Genomic DNA, 19535 nt, shown 5'->3' on the forward strand with positions numbered 1-19535 from the left:
AGAAATTACCGTATGTGTAACTTACGAACCAAAAGCGGTTTATATACTGAAACCCTTATAGCTAACACTCCTCCAATGCGCGAACTTTCCTCAATTTTTCAGTGTGTGAAGAGATTTTTGAAACCTCATGGATGAGCAATTCGGCATATCATCAGGCTTCCCATGAGGATGTGGATCATGATTTCTGCAACGTTGATTCATTGCTCACAACGTTTCACCAACCAGCGCGACAGAAGATCGTCAATGATCGTTTGATTTTTCCGTCAGATCGGAGTGCATTCACTGCTCTTCGTAAAGAGCAGTGTTGAATTACGCCCATTCTTGCCAAAAACTGTCTTTTATCACACAGAATCAAGAAACCCTTTGTATGCCGACCGCATTGCGGCGACGGCATACAGGCAATAGATTACTATTATTATTTCGAAATTCAGTTAAATGTTAGTCCTGTATACGGCACGATATGTTCAAATTCCTGAACATTTGATTCCATGCTTCCTGTTCTCTTTCGACTTCGCAGATATCTGGGACATCGGTGTTATAAAATAGCATTCTAGGATCAGCCTTAGCCGAAGAGCCAAAATTAACGAACAAGACTTTAAAGTCCAGATTAGGATAGCGGGCAGATATAGCTTTAATAAGACGCTGAAAATCAGCTGGATTAGAGCCTTCAGGACGATGACTTCCCGCGTACAGATAACTGTCCCGCCAGTCCCTTACAAATAGAACCTTTTTGGAACCATCACACGCACTATCCATCTTCTCAATTAGAGGACGATAATTTTTTCTTGTATCATCTATATTGGAGACAAAATTTCCAACCCTTTCTGCTGGCTCTGCAATATTGTTAATATTTTTATGATAAATCAATAATGTTTCACGGCATCGCAAGGCATCATAATATCCATACAGGCATACCGTAGAGAGGAGATGCTCAAAATTCGTTTCAAATAGCGATATCAGTGTATGAAAAGGCGTAATAAACTGTCCAAACAGGTCCGGACCTGTTTTATGAAAGAAACTTTCCACAAATAAGGAAGAGCGATGGTCTCCTCCCAACGAAATTATGGAATCGAATTCTTTGTCTTCGAAATCGTTATTTGTTGAAGGACGATTCAGTGAAGAATTAATTTCTTCTCTGAATAAAAACATTTGCTCGTCCGTTCTCCAGGGCGAACGGTATATGGGATCCTTTTTGATCTCTTCGTGAACACGCTGATTATAGCTGGCAATTTCATGATCTCCATGACTTTCGGAAGGCATAACACTGAGCCCGCCGCGAAGATAATAAACCTGCCCCCGTTCCGGAGTAAGGTATTGAGGCAGACCTCCATAGCCTGCTCGGAGAAACCGGTGTGTATGTTCAACGTGCTCTTCGCCATATTTCTTAAATCTGACATCCAAGAACCCGACGTAATCAAGAGCTTTTGCGTGATATCCCACACATAATGCCTGATGCATGGGCGCAATATAAGGATCGACGGCTGTTCCCGATCCGGAGGAAATATCATTGTCTATTTCGATGGTGATCTCAGGCATATAATTGATATGCCCAAAGGACTCTAACGCATCAATCCATTGTTGCTCCCACCCGAATTCTACAGGCTTGCAGTCATCTTCAAAGATGATGATATTGTCACATTTTCTTTCGTTTTTAAGATACCAAATAGCTCTATTTCTATTCCACGCTATTCCTCTATTATCTCCGGTAACACATGTGATCCGCATCTCTTTTAGGGTTTTCTGAGTGCCATCAGAAGACCCGTCATCAGCCACAACAAAATCAAACGGTACTTTTGTAAAACGGAAGATATTTTGGATTGTCTCTAAAAGAATATCTTTTCTATTATAGGTAATAATCCCAATACCTAACTTGCCAGCCATAGAAATGTAACTCCATCGAAGATGGAAAATAACATATCGTTGGTTTGTCTTTTGGAAAAGATCCGCATGGTAAGAATTAAGGAGTTTGTAACAACCTGATGAGGCAAGATAAAATGTCCGAAGGGCCTTCCAGATACCAGCAGGTGTCAAACATGTCCCTAGGGGGCACCGATCAAATCCCGAAACGGTTTGGAACCCCTCATTTCCCGAACCGTTGCATGTTCAGGGTGAATACGGACATAGTGCGGCATGAAGCGCCTTGACCCTTTCCTCTTTTCCCTGATCTGCGCGATTGCGCTGGCCTCCATCCTGCCTTGCCGCGGACAGATGGAGCATCTTCTTCAGCATGTCGTGACGATCCTCATCACCTTCATGTTCTTCTTTCAGGGCGCGAAGCTCGAACGTCACGCTATCGTGGACAGCGTGAAGGACTGGAAACTTCAAGGCAGCGTTCTGCTCTGCACGTTCGCTCTGTTTCCTCTGCTCGGGGTCGGGCTTCATCTGCTGTTCCGGGCGATCTTTCCTGATGCGCTGTTCGGCGAGGAACTGTGGTCGGGCGTGTTGTTCCTGTGCTGCCTACCGTCCACCGTGCAGTCTTCCATCGCACTGACCTCCATTGCGAGGGGCAATGTTACGGCGGCAATCTGTGCCGCGACGGTCTCCAACATTGCAGGCATTGCGATGACGCCGCTGCTGACCGGGCTGGTGCTCGGGCATGTAGGGGCGGAGCATTCCCCGCTGGGGTCTATCCTCGACGTGAGCAAAGAGCTTCTGCTGCCCTTCACACTCGGGCAGATCCTACAGAAATGGGTCGGGCCGATCGTGCGCAAGCACAAGATCCTGATCTCATTTACCGACCGCGGGTCTATCGTCGTTGTGGTCTATACCGCGTTCAGTTCCGCCGTGGTGGAGGGGATCTGGCATCGTGTTTCGGGCGCGCATCTTCTGGAAGTCGCATTGCTCGACAGTGCCATGCTGGCGCTGGTTCTGGGTCTGTCGCATCTGATGGGCAAGGGGCTTGGACAGACAACATCAAACTGCATCGCGCTTCAGTTCTGCGGGTCGAAGAAGTCTCTGGCGTCAGGTGTGCCGATGGCGAGCGTCATTTTCCCGGCGGCGTCGGTCGGCATCATCGTGCTGCCACTCATGATTTATCACCAGATCCAGCTTTTCACCTGCACGCTGCTGGCCCGGCGCTATAGCACGCGTTTTCTTGACACCAGCGACCAGGGGACGGCGACCTCTCCGCAGCGCCGCACCGCCACGCCGTAAACCTCGGCGAAGAGCGCGTCCGTCAGTACGTCTGATGGCGTGCCGATGCTGACGAGAGCACCTTCCGACAATACGGCGATCCGGGTGCAGAAACGGGCTGCGAGCGCCAGATCGTGCAGGACGACGGCCACGGCCTGACCCTGCGCCGCATACCGGTTAAACCACTCCATGACCATCAGGGCCTGAGCGGGATCGAGCGCTGCGACCGGCTCATCCGCCAGCAGGACGGGAGCCTGCACCGCAAGCGCCCGGGCGAGCAGAACACGCGCGCGTTCGCCACCTGATAAACTGGCGGAGGAGCGGTTGGAAAACGCGCTCATTCCCACGGCATTTAGCGCCTGCTGAACGGCAGCCATATCCTGCTCCGCCGAAGCTGTGCGGCGATGAGGCAGACGACCAAGTGTCACAACATCCTGCACGCTCATGCCGATGGCGGCCGGGGCGTCCTGCGGCAGATAAGCCAGATGCCGCCCGCGCTGATCGGGCGGCATGGAGAACAGGTCCTGCCCGTCCAGCAGGACACGCCCGGTCTCGGGACGAAGCAGCCCGGCCATGACGCGCAGGAGCGTGCTTTTACCTGCGCCATTCGGGCCGATCACGCCAAGCACTTCGCCGGGGCGGACGTCGAGCGTGATGTCATGCAGAAGCTTGTTCCCCTGAAGGGTCAGGCTGAGTGTGTCGGTTTGAAGGATCATGATTCGTGCCTCATACCGGCCGTCCGCGCAGGCGCCAGACCTGCCAGAAGAAAACCGGCGTTCCGATCAGGGAGGTGACGACGCCGAGTTGCAGTTCGGTACCACTGACAGGCAGGCGCACGAACAGGTCCGCTGCCAGCAGCAGTGCGGCCCCTCCCAGCGCGGACGGCAACAACAGACGTGAGGGTCGCGCTCCGACGAACGGGCGCAGCAGATGCGGCATGACGAGGCCGACGAACCCAATCCCGCCCGCGACCGCCACACCGCTTCCAACAGCCAAGGCCGTTCCGATCACGACGCGCCATTGCACGGCGCGCAGGGAAAAACCCATCGTATGGGCTACGTCTTCACCAAGGGTCAGGGCATCCAGCGAGCGTCCGGTCCCGAGCAGAAACGCCGACCCAATCAGCAGGCCGGGCAAGGCGATCAGAACGTCATGCAGGCTCGCACGGGACAAGGAGCCCATCAGCCAGTGCATGATTTCGTAGGAGGCATAAGGGCTTGGCACGAGATTGAGCGTCAGGGCCAGAAGGGCGGCGCTCATGGAGCCCAGTGCCGCACCGGCCAGTACCAGAACGAGCGTCCCGCCGCGCGTGAGGACCAGAAGCAGCAGCGTTGCAAGCCCGGCGCCGAACAATGCCGCCAGTGGAAGCGCGGGCGCCCAGACGGCCGAGACGCCGGTGTAAAAGACGAGGACCGCCCCAAGCGCTCCGCAGCCCGAAATACCGAGCACGCCCGGATCGGCGAGCGGATTGCGGACCAGCCCCTGAAGGGCCGCTCCTGACAGACCAAGCGTCCCGCCAACCAGCAGGGCGAGAATCATGCGTGGCAGGCGGATCTGGCCGATGATGGTCGCGGCGATCGTCTCGCGGCCATGCAGCATATCGGACAGCCCCTGAAGGACGCCAATCCCCGCCGGGCCTGCGGCCAGCGACACGATGGCAAGAGCCAGAACCAATACCCCCAGAACAGCGACGATCAGGACATAACGGCTCATGGTGAAGGCTCCGCTGCGGTCAGGCGATCATGCGCGGCGACCAGCGCCTCCAGCGCATCGAGGGTCTCGGGTGTGCCGCACATTGTCAAACGGCCGGGGAGCGCCAGACGGTGCGCGCCTGTAAATCGTCCCTGTAAGGCGGGGTGGTGAACGACATTTTCAGCCAGGGACGAACTTTCGGAAATCATATCGGTTACCAAAAGGTCTGGCGGATGGGCGATCAGAGTTTCGAGCGCGATGGTGCCATCCGGGCGCTCGGAAGCGGACAGGCGGAACCCGGCGCGTTTGAGAAGATCGGAGATCAGCCCCCCCTCTTCTCCCGCAAGATTCGCGCCGACAACCGTCGCCGTCAGGATTTTTTCCGGCTGGGCAGGATGGAGGCTTTCAAGCCGGTCCGCAAACGCGCGGATCATGTCCTCGCCGCGCGCCTCTTCGCCAATGGCGTGGGCGACGGTCCGGATCTGAACGGGAATGTCCGCAAGGGACGCGATAGAGGGGAGTTGGACGAACGGAACATGCAGGGCACCCGTCACGAGCGCGGCGGTCGGGCGGTGCCATGTGCCGTCTAGAACAAGATCGGGATGAGTGGCGACGAGGTTCTCCCCGTCAGGGCGCTGCACGGGATAGGTCTGCGCCAGTTCGCAGCGGACGGATTCCGCGCAATCCGTCGCCAACGGGCTCAGGCCGAGGATATGGGACGGGTCCGCCAGTTCGAGCAGCAGTTCGTCCGTACACAGATTAAGCGAGACGATACGGGTTCGCACCGGACCGGCACAGGCCGATCCGGCAAGAGCGCCCGACAGCAGAAGCACTGCCGCCGGGGCTGAAAGGACGTGAAGGAACGCCTTAAAGGCCAAACGTCACACCGCCGTAGAAAGACCGGCCCGGCTGGAGGTAGCCGACCGGGTTTTCATAATACCGGTTCCCCAGATTGTCGCCACGCGCAAACAGGGTGACAAAATTGGCCAGCTTGTATTCGGCGGCAATGTTCACCGTCACATAATCATGGCCGATCGTACTCATGGACGTGTACCGGTCGAGATCGTGCCAGCCGCTGACATAAAGCAGGCTTGGTGTGATGCTCAGGCGCTTGGTCGGCGTCCAGATGACGCTGGCCGTCGCCTTGTGACGGGGACGACGAACGAGGGCCGCGCCCGTGCTGCGGTCCGTGGCATCGGTCCAGGTGTACGTGCCGCGCAGATCAACACTTTTGATGATGCGGTAATCGACAAATGCCTCAACACCATGCGTCTGGGCACGGGCGACGTTGACATAGGTGTAGTTGTAGCCCGACAGCGCGGTATTGATGAGATTGCGGACATGGTTGCCGTAATAGTCGGCACCGAAGGTCAGCTTGCCGTTCAGAAGGCGCTCTTCAAACCCGGCGTCAAAGCCCAGAAGGCGCTCGGCCCGCAGGTTCGGGTTCGCGAGGAAATAATAGGCCGGGTAGCTGACGAAAAGCTGGTTCAGGGACGGGCCATGGAAGCCCGAGCCACCGCTGGCCTTCAGCGTCAGACCCGTTCCGGGGATTTTTACAGCCGGGGCCACACGCCATGTCACGTAATTGCCGTAACGCGAATTGTTGTCGTAACGGATATTGGCCGAGCCGAAGAGAATGTCGTGCCAGTGCCCCTCAAGCTGCCCCCAGGCGGCGTTCGTCGTGGTCTGGGCGTCGATCGGCGTCAGGATGCGCTCGCGGATATAATCATATCCGACGAGGAATGAGCCGTTATGGCCGAGATGCGTCAGGCCCTGCCAGTCCACTTTCAACCGGTCACCACGATTGGACGCAATGTCTGATTCCCCGGCCGTAATGTCGTGGCGGCGATAAGTAACGTACCCGACGCCCAGCGTCTGCTCGAACACACCCTTGAAGGATTTCAGATGGGCCGTTCCGCGCAGGATGGCCTGTTTGAGATCGCTCTCGTTCTGCTGGGCTGAAGGCAGCGCCGGGTAGGAGCTGTAATCGTCGGCGACGTATTCGTAATCCGCCTGCGTCAGATGGGCCGTAAAACCGAGATCGAAATTGTCCGTCACGTCATAGCCGAGGCGCACATTGGCGGTGCGGTTGTCGTTGCGGTTGGACGCAACGTCATGACCGTGAACCTGCGCGCGAATATCTTTCGGCACGGCCTGATAGTCGCCGACATGGTTGTGCGAAACTTCGACCATATAATGAAAGCGATGGAGCGATCCCGAGAACCCGGCCGTCTGGTTCTTGGTGGAATAGCTGCCACCTTCGAGCCGGACGAAACCATGCAGAGGTCCCTGCCCCTGCTTGGTCGTCATGTCGATGACACCACCCATCGCATCCGCACCATACAGGCCGCTCTGCGGTCCGCGCAGGATTTCCACGCGGGCCAGCCCATCCGTCAGGAACTGCGCCGTATCGAACGCCCCGGCCGGGGTGGACGGATCGTTGATGTCCATCCCGTCCAGCCGCACCTTCACTTCGTTGGCGTTGGTGCCGCGCATGAAGATCGACCCCGTACCACCGGGGCCACCCGTCCGCACCATGTTCAGGCCCGGCTCGCGCGACAGAAGGTCGGCGAGGTCACGCCGCTGGAGCAGTTCAATGTCACGCTGGGTCACAACCGTAACCTGCGAGCCGACCTTGCTCAGATCCTGCGGGATGCGGTTTGCCGTCACCGTAACAGTCTCGGGGACGGACGATGAAACGGCTTTCGGAGCCGGAGATGCCTTGGGCTTCAGCGGCGAAACCGGCTCCTGTGCCGGAACGGACGCCAGCGCCGGAACAGCGACGAGCATGCTTGTCGCAAGAAGAAGGCGGGAAATACGGGGCATGGTGATGGTGGTGTCTCGTCGTTCTGCGTTGCCCTCAAGAAGGAGGCAGACCCGCCGTCGCGCGGTCTGACCCGGCGTTCCGATGCACCCCGCCCGGACCGTCCTTCGGACAACTCATGCTGACGGCAGGTCTCCTGGCTCATGCTCCGTCTTCAGGTCCCTTCCCGGCCTGCGCCAGTGGGTTCTGTCCTGAAATCGTGCTGCTCGCCTGTTGGGGTAGCAGCCAGCATTTACAGTTGCGGGGGCAGCCGCAGTTTCACACTGCATTCCCTTTTCACCCGCGCAAACGGGCACCGTCAGCTGTCATGAAGCGCCCTGCACAGGGCAAGTCAAATACAAAAGACCTTTTGTGACAGATTTGACACAGTAAAGTCCGCAACATGGCTTTCATTCCGTTACAATCTACCCTTTGCCTCCGTTTCCTGCCGCCGCCAGTGTCCGTTTCAACAGAGACAGGATCAGGACACGGTCATGACGCCCCCTTCTGCCGTTCGGATGAATGACGAGACCCATACCCTTCTCGCTGACCCAGTCGATCGCGGCCCAGAAGGCTCCGGCCTTCCGCAACGGATGTTGTGTCAGTTGTTCGGAGTGCAGCAGTATCCCGATGTTCATGCCCGTGTCGCCGATCTGAGGCTACGGCTGCCGCTTGGTCGAAAGCGCCTTCAGCGGCTTGAACGCATCCGAGAAGCCGGAGCGCTGTTCATCCATGTTCCCAAAAATGGCGGAACGTCAGTCTGTGACCTGCTCTATGGTGGGATCATGCTGCATGAGACATGGCGTTATTATCATCATGTGGCGCCAGAACTCTGTCGGACGCTACCCAGTTTTGCGATCTGGCGCGATCCTGTGAAGCGTTTTGTCTCCGCATGGTCTTTTGCACGGCGCGGCGGGACGGCGCGCGTTCGGATCCATCCTTCCTTCAACCAGTTCTACCGCTCGCTCCACACGCTGGATGATGCCATCGATCATGTGGAATCCTGCTCCTCCGTTTATGACATGGACCACGTGTTCCGGCCCCAGAGCCTGTATGTCTGTGATCGGAATGGTCGGCTTGCGGTGGATCAGCTTGTTCCGATGGACCGGATCTCGTCCCTGCCCGATCTGGTACCTGCCTTGCGCGGCAGGATCGTGCCCCATCTGAACAGCAACAGCCACGATGCCGCGGCTACCCCCGCGCAGGCCAAGAGGATTCGACAGATCTACAGCGCGGATGAAGACCTGCGCCCTACAGGGTAGGATTTTGAAACGATCTTTCCCCAGAAAAACGGGACATGTCTTCCAAATGTCACAATCAGCGGGGAGTTTCCTGCCATTTATCGCCGTTCCGGAGGTGAAATGTGACTAAATTGCCATACCCCCCTCATGTCATAGTGTATCATGCCACATCTGATTGAAATGAAGTGTGCACTCATGCTTTTTCTCGGCCGAAAGTTCACCTGACCGAGAAAGACCGAAAACACAATGCGCCTTGCTCGCCTGCTTTCGACTTCGGCCCTGTTTGCGTTTGGTACGGTATCGGCATTTGCCGCCCCCGCAGACAGCACGGCTCCTTCTACAAAGAAGAGCCCTACGAAAGTCGCTGCTGCCGCTCCGTCCATGATGGGCAACACGGCTCCAACAGACGAACATGAAGAACATGTCTCAGTCAGCGGTCACCATTCCTATTTCGATGGCGTAACACGCCGCGATGTTGGTGGTGGTCTGATGCAGAAACAGGACGCAGCGAAGTCCGTTTCGGCCATCTCGCGCGACTACATCGAAAAGCAGGCGCCGGGTCAGGACCCGATGCAGCTGATCGCACTGCTTCCGGGTGCGAACGTCACATCCTCCGATCCGGCAGGTCTGACGGGCAGCCATATGAGCGCCCGCGGCCTCGACCAGTCACAGATGGGTTTCACGCTTGAAGGTTTCCCGATCAACGATATCGGCTCCTTCGCGGTTTATTCCCAGGAAATCGTGGACTCCGAAAACCTGCGCAAAATCAGCCTTGCACAGGGTTCTGCTGACCTCGACAGCCCCCATCTGAGCGCCACCGGCGGCGTGGTCGACATGTATATGATCGACCCGAAGATGAAGAAGGGTGGCGCGTTCGACGTCTCCTACGGTTCTTATGACTACACGCGCGGCTTCCTGCGTCTGGATACAGGAAAGATCGGGCAGACCAACCTGCGTGCCTATTTCTCCGGTTCCTATGCGACCGAAGATGCCATCCATTCGATGGCCACGAACCGCAAGCTGCATGCCGAAGCCAAGATCGTGAACGACTGGGGTGACGGAAACCGCGTCTCGCTCGCCATCGTCGGCAACCGTTTGTACAACTACCTGACACCCAGCGTGAACAAGGCGTCCTGGGACGCTTATGGCTTCGGCGTCAAAGACAAGTATGTGGCCTCCTGCTACAGCGGCAGCACCTGTACCCGTCCGGATGGTACGACGTTCAAGAACACCAGCAACGCTACGATCAACAACACGGTCTATAACGGCGCTTACAAGGCTGGCGACGCCAACTATTACAAATTCCACCAGAATCCGTTCACCAACATCTACGCAAGTGCTCCCTCGACCTTCAAGCTGACGGATCACCTTGTCCTGACCGAGACGCCATATTTCTGGTACGGCAGCGGCAGCGGTGGCGGAGCCTACACGGTTCCCACGAGCTGGGGCGCAACGTCCATGAGCGGCACGCTGGATGGCAAGTCCGTCGCCAAAGGCTCGCTGCTTTATGAACCGTCCATCACCACGACCTATCGTCCGGGTGCCGTCACGAAGCTGACGCTCACCACCGGCGTCAACCGCCTGATGGTCGGTTATTGGTTCGAATACGCCAAGCAGTCCCAGACGGCTCCCGCCACGGGTATCGGCGCCGATGGTACGCCCTGGGATATCTGGGGTGGCGGACCGAACTACGTATTCAATGACGGCACCACCTATCAGTATCGCGCCAGCCTGACGCAGACGCGAACGCACACCATGTTCATCGGTGACAGCCTGTCGCTGCTGAACAACAAGCTCACCATTGATGCCGGTCTGAAATATGCGATCGTCACCCGTGACGGTCACAACATGCTGCCCGACACTTCCACGGGTCCGTATATCGACAAGACGTATTACGAGCCCCTGCCGACAGCGTCGATCCGCTATCAGATCAATCCCGAAATGCAGGTTTTCGTCTCGGGCGCCACGAACTTCCGTATCCCGACGAACTACTCCCTGTATGACGCCGGCGCCTATTACAAGAACGGCGGCTACAGCACACAGGCCAACAAGAACCAGCAGCCGGAAATCTCCATCTCGGAAGAAGCTGGCTGGCGTTACACGGGCCCGACGGTCATGGCCTCGGTCACGTATTTCCACTACAACTTCACGAACCGCCTGATCTCCCAGCAGGAATGCCTCGACAACGCGTGCCTCAACTACGCAACCACCAACATCAACGCGGGTGGCCAGAGCACGAACGGTGTGGATGCGGAAATTGGAACGCGTCCGATCTTTTATCACATCCGTCCTTATGCCTCGTTCGAGTATGTGGACGCGCGCACGACCAGCAACCTGCTCTCCAGTTCGGGCAACAAGGTCGACTACATGCGCACAAGCGGCAAGTTCGCGCCTGACACCCCCAAGTATCAGGTCGGCTTCAACCTCGATTATGACGACGGCAACCTGTTCGGCGCCTACAAGCTGAAATATGTCGCCAAGCAGTATGCCACGTTCATGAATGACGAAAGCATCCCGGGTTACGTCAAGATGGACATCACCGTGGGTTACCGCTTCAAGAATCTCGGCTTCCTGCAGGCACCGAACATCAAGTTCAACCTGACCAACATCACGAACAAGCACTATCTGGGCTTCCCGACCAGCACCCGCGTCAACGCCCAGACGCAGACTGGCATCTTCGGCACCTCGATCAAGGGTACCGCTCCCAACTACATGATCGCGGCACCGTTCGCTGCGACGGGTTCCATCAGCGCCGGTTTCTGATCCTTCAGATCCTGCTGTCCCTGAATGCCCCATGCCGGTCTCCGGCATGGGGTTTTTCATGACCATGAAGGGATTCCAAAACGGAGTGCTGCGCTCTTGCACTCCATTGGACAATATGGCCATTTAAGTTCACACCCGCGACACACCAGAGACACATAAGGATCCACGGTGGGCAGAACGAAAACGACGGACAGGTCAGCTCTGGATATCTATCTGGGCGCTCTTCGGGATCATCTGTCCATTGAATCCAAGGCTATCGAGACCGCGCTGTCGGAGCTTCCAGTGTGTGAGCGGTATCCGGGGCTGTGCCAGCGGATGGAGCAGGATCTGGCGATGGGGCGGAGCCATGCGCGGGAGATCACGATCCTTCTGTCGCGGCACGGGCACCCTGCCCCGGTTCCACATGAAACGGTGTCGTCCATTCTCAGCACCGTCTCGGGGCTGTTGCATGGCGGCGAAGCGCGGGATGTTCTGAAGAACGTGCTGGCGGCGAGTGGATACCGGGCGCATCAGATCACGTCTCTTCAGATGCTGATCGTGCTGGCACGGCAGCTGGGTTTTGCACAGGATGCGTCGGCGCTGGAATGTCTGAAGGACGAAGAGACGGCTTCGGCCGAGGCGCTTGCGGGCCTGATGCCGGATATCGTGTCGCAATATCTGGCCGCTGCCTGATCCCGGCAGAGCTGCTTGCAAGACATTGTGGAGGGCGTAAACTTCGCGGATGTCCTCTTTCCGCTTTCTCCATGCTGCTGACATTCACCTCGACAGCCCCCTGAGGGGGCTGAGCCGTTACGAAGGGCTTCCCGAAGCGGAAATCCGCGGGTCCACGCGGCGTGCGCTGGACCGGCTGGTTGAGACGGCCCTGACTGAAAAAGTCGATTTCGTTATTCTGGCGGGGGACCTGTATGACGGGACCTGGCAGGATGTCGGGACCGGGCTTTACATGCTCAAGGCCCTGAGCCGACTGGTTCAGGCGGACATCCGGGTTGTGACGCTTTCGGGCAATCATGATGCGCAGTCGGTCATTGCGCGCGAACTGCCGCTGCCCGACGGAATCGAGCATTTTTCCTATGAGGCCCCGCAGACATTTCAATGGCCGGACCTCGGCGTGGCGCTGCATGGGCAGAGTTTCCGCGACCGTCATGTCCCGCATGACATGACGCGGGCCTATCCCACGCCCGTCGCCGGGTGTTTTAATATTGGTGTGCTGCATACGTCGCTGTCGGGATATGGAGAACACGAGACCTATGCGCCTTGCTCCGTCGAAACGCTGTCGGCCAAGGGGTATGATTACTGGGCGCTGGGGCATGTGCACGCGCGCGAAATCGTCTGCGAGCATCCATGGATCGTGTTTCCGGGCGTGCTTCAGGGGCGTCATGCGCGCGAGACCGGAGCCTGTGGCTGTGCGCTGGTGAGTGTTGAGGACGGGATCGTCCGCTCGGTCGACTTCGTGAATTGTGATGTCGTGCGCTGGTGTCGGCTGGAGTTGGATGTCAGCGACATGCAAAGCATGGATGGCGTTCTGGGAGCCGCGCGGCGGGAGATGGAACGCGCCCTTTCCCAAGCGGAAGGACGCACGGTGATTGCGCGGATCGTCCTGACGGGACGCAGCATTCTGCATGACCGGTTATGTGCGTCGCAGAGTTGGGAAGACGATCTGCGGGGCATTGCAGTGTCGATGGCGCAGGAGTCCGCCGACGGGACGGCACAGATTGCGCTGGAGAAAATCCGCAACGAGACGTCTGCGCCCTTTCGGCAGAGCGGCGTGACAGAGACGCGGGAACTTGATCTGGCGCTGGACGGCCTCATGCAGGACGAGGCATTTCTGGCCTCCCTGCCCGACGATTTCGAAGGATTTTTCTCTGCCCTGCCCTCTTGTGTGGAGCGCGACAGCCTGATGCCGGACGGGCAGTTTCCGCTTGAACAGGCCCAGGCGGCGTTGAGAGCGCGGTTGTTGGGGGAGACGGAATAATGCGGTTCGAACGCCTCGATCTTCTGCGCTATGGTGGATTTCAGGAGACCACGCTGAATTTTCCGAAAGGGCCGCGCGACCTGCACGTCATTTATGGCGCGAATGAAGCCGGAAAATCGACGACTCTCTGTGCAATCCGGGATTTCCTGTTCGGGTTTCCGCATCATATCGCCGGGGATTGGATGACGGCGGCGTCGCTGCTGCGGGTCGGGGCCAGTCTGGAGCAGGATGGAACGGTTTTTGAGGGCGTGCGACGCCGGGGGCGGACCCAGACACTGTTTGCGGCCGATGACAGGACGCCATTGGAGGATCTGCCATTGCGGAGCTGGCTGGGGGGGCTGGATTCGAAGGGGTTTGAGGCGGCCTGGGCGCTGGATCATACGCGGCTGCGCGACGGCGGCGAGGAAATGCGCCGCCTAAAAGACGATGCCGGACTTCAGATTCTGGCGGCCGGACTGGGACTTGAGGGCGTTGGAAAACTGAGTGCGCGACTGCAGGAAGATGTCGGTTCGGAATGGAAATCCGGACGCGCGCGTTCGGCGCTGCAACAGGCCAGACTGAAGTTGACGGCATTGCAAAGCACCCTGCGGAGCGACGCCGTAACCGTCAAAAAACTATCCGTTTCTAATAAGGAACTTTCTGAATCAGAAACAGAAAAACAATCCTGCGACGCGGCGGCACAGGAACTTGGTGTGCGTCGCAGAACCAATTCCCGGCTGAAAATGACATCTGTTCCTTTTCAGAAACTCATGCAAATCGAAACGGAAATAGGGTCTTTTCCAAGCTGGGATTTAACGATTGAAGACTGTGCTCGGTTTGAAAATATTCTTGAATCGTTAGAGCGTGAAGTACATGACATCTCGATCGCGCGGCAGCGGTTCGAAGCATTATGCGGGCAAATTCAGGCATTTGGCGACGGCTCCCCAGTCCTTGCAGAACAAGATGCCATCCAAACGCTTCTGAAGCGCAGTGATCTGATCGCGCGCCTTGAAACAAAGGTCGACGAGCGGAAAACACGACTAACGCGGGATGCGATCTCGCTCGAACAGTTCTGGGCACGGCATGGCTGTGAGGCCGGTACGCTGCCCAGTCGGGAAGAACTTGACGATCTGGAGCAGAGGCTTCAGGCGCGGGCGTTGCTGCGGACACAGGAACAGGATCTGCGAGCGCGGCTTCAGGAAACGGAGCATGCGCTGAATATTCTGCATCCCGAATCCGTTCCGGAAACGAACGAAAAAATCCGCCCTGAAAATCTGCGCCGGTTCCGGCTGGAGCTGGATGAGGCCCGCAGTCTGGGCGCAGTGGATGACCGGATTGACAGTCTTGCCGCCGAAATCTTGCGGCAGGAAGACACTACAACTGCGGCTTATGGGGCGCTGATGCCGTGGCGCGCCAGCACGGCCGATCGCAAGGGAGAACTGACGGCACTTGGATTGCCGGATGGGACGGTTCTGGAAGAAGAAACGCGGCTCTGGGCAATGCTGGACGAACAACGGCGCGTTGCACGGGACGAGGCGCAGGCGGCGGAAACGGAAGGGGCGCGTCTGGCGCAGCAGTGTCGGCGTCTGGAAGAAGACGGGCAGGCCGTGTCGTGGGAGCAGCTTTCCGCAGCGCGACAGGAGCGCGACCGGCTCTGGCAGAGCATGGAGGATCAGTTCCACTCCGGCGGGTGTCCCGCTCCTGCGACGCGGAAGGCGTTCGGGGTTCTGATCCAGAATGCGGATAGTCTGGCGGACCGGCGTCATGCTCATGCCGAGCAGTCGGCGCAGCTTGCGGCCCTGTTGCGACAGAGTGAGGATGTCGCGCTTCGGGCGGAGGAAGCCCGTCGGCGAGGAATGCGGGCGCAGGACGAACTGGACCGGCGCCAGACCGCGTGGAGCGCTTTGCTGGAAACATTCGGGGCTCCGGTGCTGCCGCCTGCGTCTTTACAGGTCTGGGTGGTTCGGCGTCAGGAGGCTCTGACCGCGGAAGAGGCGTTGCAGAGCGCAAAAAAAAAGCTTCAGGCCGAGACGGACAGCCGGGCCGATATGAGCCGGCGATTGCAGGTTTTTGGTGCGGAATCTGCGTCCGAACGACTGGCGGTTCAGATTCGGCAGGCGACGTCCTTGCTGGAGCAAGGAGAGGACGCGGCGCGGCAGGCTGATGCGCGGAAAAAGGACCGTCTTCAGCGGGAGGAGTCTTTGCTTAAAGACCGGGCAGCCCTGTCCGGCGTGGAGCAGAAGCTGGCGCTTTGGGAGGAAGACTGGGTCCGGGCATGTGGAGACTGCCGCTATCCGGGGCGGCCCGAGCAGGCTGATCTGCGGGATGTGGAAGAGGCGCTGACAATCCGGACGCGGCTGGACAGCGAGCAGAAAGAGCAGGACTCCGAAGCGCGCGATATCGCAGCGTTCCGTATGGAACTGGGCGTGTTTCTTCAGCGCTACGGGCAGGGATCTGCAGCAGAACTTGAACGGTTCCTGATGCTTGAGCAGGAGCGCGAGCAGGAACGGAAATCCGTTCTGCAGCAGCGTGCGGCTCTTGCAGACGAGATCGCGCAGTCCGATCTGCGGATTGTGGAACTGGAACAGGAGCTGGACCCCGTGCGGCGTCTTCTGGGTCTTGGGGTAGAGGACGACCTGCGTCATGCGCTATCCCGGGCACGAGAGCGGGCAGGGCTTTGTGACAGGCGCGACGAGTTGCGGGAGCAGATTCTTCAGGCCGGGAATGGCCGCTCCCTTGAGGCGCTTCTGGACGAAGCGCGCATGACGGACCCGGAGCAGCTTGAGCGGGACTTCGAGGAGATCGAAGCTGAAACAATCGCACTGGATGCCCGCAAATCAGCGGTTATGGAACGACTGTTGCGGGCGCGGAGCGCGCTGGCGGAACTGGAAAATGCCCGTGGCGTGCGTGAGGTCGCGGAAGATATTCAGGAGACGGAAGCAGAAATTACCGAGCGGGCCAGTCGGTATGTTTCCCTCCGGCTTCAACAGTTGATGCTGTCACGGCTGGTGGAGCAGGGCCGTCAGCAGGCGCATGGACCTCTTCTGTCGCGGGCGGGGGCCCTGTTCTCACGTCTGACGCTTGGGCGGTACGAGGGGCTTGTGACGGAAGAGAGCGGGTCGGACGGTCTGGTTCTGGCGGGGCAGCGCATGGCGAGCACGACGCCTGTTCCGGTTCACGCCATGAGCGAGGGCACACGCGATCAGCTTTATCTGGCACTGCGTCTGGCATCAGTAGAACAGGCGCTGGCGCGGGGCATTCGTCTGCCATTTCTGGCGGATGATCTGTTCGTGACGTTCGATGAAGCCCGGACGGGAGCGGGAATGGAGATACTCGCGGAGCTTTCAGAGAAAACCCAAGTTCTGTTTTTTACCCACCACGGGTATATTATAAATAATTCGAAAGAAATTCCATATTCTATAGAAATATAATTCTTTTTATAAAAAAATATTTACTTTGTTTGAAAGCTACGTTTCAGCCATCCAAAGCACGTCCTTTGGCGACACAGTATGAAATACGAGACAACTATTTCCATTCTGGCTGATTTTCCCTATATCCAGCCCGTTATGGTTGTTTCAATTGGCTTTACTACTGAAAATGGTGTTTAACGGAATCTCAACATTCTTCTCCAGAGCATGGTCGTGACTGACATCCCTCACGGCGGCCTGAATGCCCAGCGCATCATTCCGCTGGCGACGCTTGCGGCCTCTCCCCGTGGGATGGACCCGTCTGTCGTTCGTCTTCGCACAGCGCTGTCACCGGCAATTGCCACTCTTCTGGATCAGGGTCGGACGGTTCTGGTGCTGTCTCGGCAGTCCACGGGCAAGTTGTATCTGGACCCGCACCAGTTCTCCACACTCGCCAAACCGCCCGGCATCGAGCCCACGGCTGATGTCTTTCTGCTCAGTGTGGCGCGTCAGGCATTGTTGCGACATCTTCCCATGCTTTCGGGCCTGCCCCCGCTGTCGTTTGATCTGGCGCGGGGGCCAGGGGCTTTTCTGCTGGCCGAGACTTCCATGCTTGAATCTGGCGTTCTGGACGATGCCATCCCCCAGACGCGTCAGCGCCTTTTGCAACATGTCACGGATCTGATGATCACGACAATTCTGGATTGTCTGGATCTGGAAGTCAGCGTGGCGGGACGCCGGCGGCATCGGCAGAGGCATATCCGGCGTCATATTGAATCACGGCTGCACGAGCATGATCTGACCCCGCAGAGCATTGCGGAGGCTTCCGGGATTTCGACACGGGCGCTTTACCAGCTTTTCGACGGGGAAGAAGGCGCGGTCGCGGGCTGGATTCTGAACCGTCGGCTGGAGCGCATTCACTCGGATCTGACAAATCCAGCCCATGATGCGCTCCCGATTGCTCAAATCGCTCTAAACCACGGCTTTCGCAATGCCGCGCATTTCTCCCGGCGTTTCAGGCAGAAATTCGGTGCGTCTCCACGCGAAATCCGGCAGCAGGCGGCCATGAGGCCGGGGACACGGGCCTCAGGCCGGGGCTGACTGCATTCCTTTGACGAGGCGTGTGGTAGATTGGCCGTCCACGAGGTCCACCAGCACCACCTTGCCGCCATATCCCTTCACCACATCGGCACCGACAACCTGATCTTCCGTATAATCCGCCCCTTTGACGAGAATATCGGGCTTCAGGGTGCGGATGACGTCGAGCGGGGTGTCGTCGTCGAACAGCACGACCAGATCGACCGCACGCAGGGCGCCGATCACCCTGGCCCGGGCGTCTTCCTTCTGAATCGGACGGGTTGGCCCTTTGAGACGGCTGACGGAACTGTCGGTATTGAGGGCCACAATGAGGCGGTCTCCTTCGCGGGCTGCCGCCTGAAGCAGGCTGACATGTCCCGGATGGACCAGATCGAAGCACCCATTCGTGAACACGACTTTTGCACCATGCCGCTGCCAGCTTTCCACGATACGGGCAGCCTGTTTGACCGGAACAAGCGCGCCTGTTTCAGGCATTTCCTGAAGAAGTTCGCGGGAGAGTTCTTCGCGCGAGACGGTGGCGGTGCCAAATTTGCTGACAGACAGGGCGGCCGCGGCTGTCGCGATGACAACGGCAGTTTCCAGCGTCTGATCGGCAGACAGCACTGCGGCGACCGTGGCGACGACGGTATCTCCGGCGCCGGAAACATCGAACACTTCGGATTTGCGGCTGGCGACATGCAGGGGGGTCGCGTCACGCTGCCACAGCGTCATGCCGTCTTCCGAACGGGTGACGAGAACGTCGCCGCCGAACTGCCGGGAGAGGATTTCAGCAACCTTCAGGACATCGTCATCCGTCCGGACAGACAATCCGCTCGCCTGTTCCGCTTCGATCCGATTGGGCGTCACGAGTGTGGCACCGGCATAGGCATCCAGCGTGCGTCTTTTGGGATCGACAACGACAGGAATGCCTTTGGCACGTCCCGCTGCAATGATGACCTTCAGGACCTCATCCGTCAGAACGCCTTTGGCATAGTCCGAGCAGACGAGCACGTCCGAAAGCTCAATCGCGCGGAGGGCTTCTTCCATGAGGCGCTTTTGAAGTGTGTCGGAAAGGGGGGTCAGTTTTTCGACGTCGATGCGCACAATCTGCTGGCGACCACTGACGACGCGGGTCTTGGTAATGGTGGTCCAGTCCGGAGCAGAGACGATCCCGTCCGTCTGGATGCTAGGCCAGAGGTTCAGGCTGTCTTTCAGTCGCTGGGCCGACTCATCCTCGCCGACGAGACCGACAAGATGCACCTGTGCCCCCAGAGCGGCAGCATTGACCGCAACATTTGCGGCTCCGCCCGGCACGCAGCGCAAGCCATCATGCAGGACGACGGGGACGGGGGCTTCAGGAGAAATACGGCTGACGTCTCCTGAGATATACTGATCCAGCAGCAGATCGCCGATGATCGTTATGCGGCCAAAGCGGAAATCGTCGATCACGGTCTGCTACTCCTTCAATC

The 19535-nt window shown here is 58.2% G+C and carries 13 protein-coding genes and 1 riboswitch; of the genes, 7 read left to right on the plus strand and 6 right to left on the minus strand.

The genetic code is table 11. The features are described from left to right. Positions 1-438: 438 nt before the first annotated feature. Positions 439-1881 (minus strand): glycosyltransferase family 2 protein, encoded by a 1443-nt coding sequence (locus tag JK176_RS10690; protein ID WP_211587833.1) that lies wholly within the window; start codon positions 1879-1881, stop codon positions 439-441. Between the two features lie 249 nt (positions 1882-2130). Between JK176_RS10690 and JK176_RS10695 the strand changes: the two genes are divergently transcribed. Then, on the plus strand, positions 2131-3153 hold the full coding sequence (locus tag JK176_RS10695; RefSeq protein ID WP_211587835.1) for a bile acid:sodium symporter family protein: 1023 nt from the start codon (positions 2131-2133) through the stop codon (positions 3151-3153). Here the strand turns inward: JK176_RS10695 and JK176_RS10700 are convergent. Genes JK176_RS10700 through JK176_RS10715 form a run of 4 tightly spaced genes read right to left on the minus strand, consistent with a single transcriptional unit; the run spans position 3078 to position 7650 of the window. Beyond that, positions 3078-3848, minus strand: coding sequence for an ABC transporter ATP-binding protein (locus tag JK176_RS10700; RefSeq protein WP_211587837.1), 771 nt, complete (start codon positions 3846-3848; stop codon positions 3078-3080). The genes JK176_RS10695 and JK176_RS10700 overlap by 76 nt on opposite strands. A gap of 10 nt (positions 3849-3858) precedes the next feature. Beyond that, positions 3859-4845 (minus strand): iron ABC transporter permease, encoded by a 987-nt coding sequence (locus JK176_RS10705; RefSeq protein ID WP_211587838.1) that lies wholly within the window; start codon positions 4843-4845, stop codon positions 3859-3861. Beyond that, positions 4842-5657, minus strand: coding sequence for an ABC transporter substrate-binding protein (locus JK176_RS10710; RefSeq protein ID WP_211587839.1), 816 nt, complete (start codon positions 5655-5657; stop codon positions 4842-4844). The genes JK176_RS10705 and JK176_RS10710 overlap by 4 nt, the downstream gene beginning before the upstream one ends. A 34-nt stretch (positions 5658-5691) precedes the next feature. After that, the gene (locus JK176_RS10715) at positions 5692-7650 is read right to left on the minus strand and encodes a TonB-dependent siderophore receptor (protein WP_249194438.1); all 1959 of its coding nucleotides are present in this window, start codon (positions 7648-7650) and stop codon (positions 5692-5694) included. Between the two features lie 106 nt (positions 7651-7756). Then, positions 7757-7963, minus strand: a riboswitch (cobalamin riboswitch). Between the two features lie 158 nt (positions 7964-8121). Here JK176_RS10715 and JK176_RS10720 point away from each other — a divergent pair. From JK176_RS10720 to JK176_RS10745, 6 genes are all read left to right on the plus strand, one after another. Further along, entirely contained in the window at positions 8122-8889 is a 768-nt protein-coding gene (locus JK176_RS10720) for a sulfotransferase family 2 domain-containing protein (RefSeq protein ID WP_249194439.1), read from the plus strand. A 225-nt stretch (positions 8890-9114) separates the two neighbouring features. After that, on the plus strand, positions 9115-11631 hold the full coding sequence (locus tag JK176_RS10725) for a TonB-dependent receptor (protein ID WP_211587841.1): 2517 nt from the start codon (positions 9115-9117) through the stop codon (positions 11629-11631). A gap of 168 nt (positions 11632-11799) precedes the next feature. Further along, the gene (locus tag JK176_RS10730) at positions 11800-12303 is read left to right on the plus strand and encodes a DUF892 family protein (RefSeq protein WP_211587842.1); all 504 of its coding nucleotides are present in this window, start codon (positions 11800-11802) and stop codon (positions 12301-12303) included. Positions 12304-12352: 49 nt separating this feature from the next. Next, a complete protein-coding gene (locus tag JK176_RS10735) occupies positions 12353-13603 on the plus strand; it encodes a DNA repair exonuclease (protein ID WP_211587844.1) in 1251 nt (416 codons plus the stop codon). Then, positions 13603-17013, plus strand: coding sequence for an AAA family ATPase (locus JK176_RS10740; protein ID WP_211587846.1), 3411 nt, complete (start codon positions 13603-13605; stop codon positions 17011-17013). Before JK176_RS10735 ends, JK176_RS10740 begins: the two co-directional genes overlap by 1 nt. A 210-nt stretch (positions 17014-17223) precedes the next feature. Beyond that, positions 17224-18090 carry a helix-turn-helix domain-containing protein gene (locus JK176_RS10745; protein ID WP_211587848.1) on the plus strand — a complete coding sequence of 289 codons (867 nt, stop codon included), beginning with the start codon at positions 17224-17226 and terminating at the stop codon, positions 18088-18090. Here the strand turns inward: JK176_RS10745 and rfaE1 are convergent. After that, a complete protein-coding gene (gene rfaE1 / locus JK176_RS10750; RefSeq protein ID WP_211587850.1) occupies positions 18076-19515 on the minus strand; it encodes a D-glycero-beta-D-manno-heptose-7-phosphate kinase in 1440 nt (479 codons plus the stop codon). The two genes, JK176_RS10745 and rfaE1, sit on opposite strands and share 15 nt — an antisense overlap. Between the last annotated feature and the right edge of the window lie 20 nt (positions 19516-19535).

This window comes from Gluconobacter sp. Dm-73, from assembly GCF_018256215.1.
GTDB lineage: Bacteria > Pseudomonadota > Alphaproteobacteria > Acetobacterales > Acetobacteraceae > Gluconobacter > Gluconobacter cadivus.

Coding starts and splice junctions, on each gene's coding strand:
- JK176_RS10690 (WP_211587833.1), bottom strand. CDS start 1,881: ATGGCTGGCAAGTTAGGTATTGGGATTATTACCTATAATAGAAAAGAT.
- JK176_RS10695 (WP_211587835.1), top strand. CDS start 2,131: ATGAAGCGCCTTGACCCTTTCCTCTTTTCCCTGATCTGCGCGATTGCG.
- JK176_RS10700 (WP_211587837.1), bottom strand. CDS start 3,848: ATGATCCTTCAAACCGACACACTCAGCCTGACCCTTCAGGGGAACAAG.
- JK176_RS10705 (WP_211587838.1), bottom strand. CDS start 4,845: ATGAGCCGTTATGTCCTGATCGTCGCTGTTCTGGGGGTATTGGTTCTG.
- JK176_RS10715 (WP_249194438.1), bottom strand. CDS start 7,650: ATGCCCCGTATTTCCCGCCTTCTTCTTGCGACAAGCATGCTCGTCGCT.
- JK176_RS10720 (WP_249194439.1), top strand. CDS start 8,122: ATGACGCCCCCTTCTGCCGTTCGGATGAATGACGAGACCCATACCCTT.
- JK176_RS10725 (WP_211587841.1), top strand. CDS start 9,115: ATGCGCCTTGCTCGCCTGCTTTCGACTTCGGCCCTGTTTGCGTTTGGT.
- JK176_RS10735 (WP_211587844.1), top strand. CDS start 12,353: ATGTCCTCTTTCCGCTTTCTCCATGCTGCTGACATTCACCTCGACAGC.
- JK176_RS10740 (WP_211587846.1), top strand. CDS start 13,603: ATGCGGTTCGAACGCCTCGATCTTCTGCGCTATGGTGGATTTCAGGAG.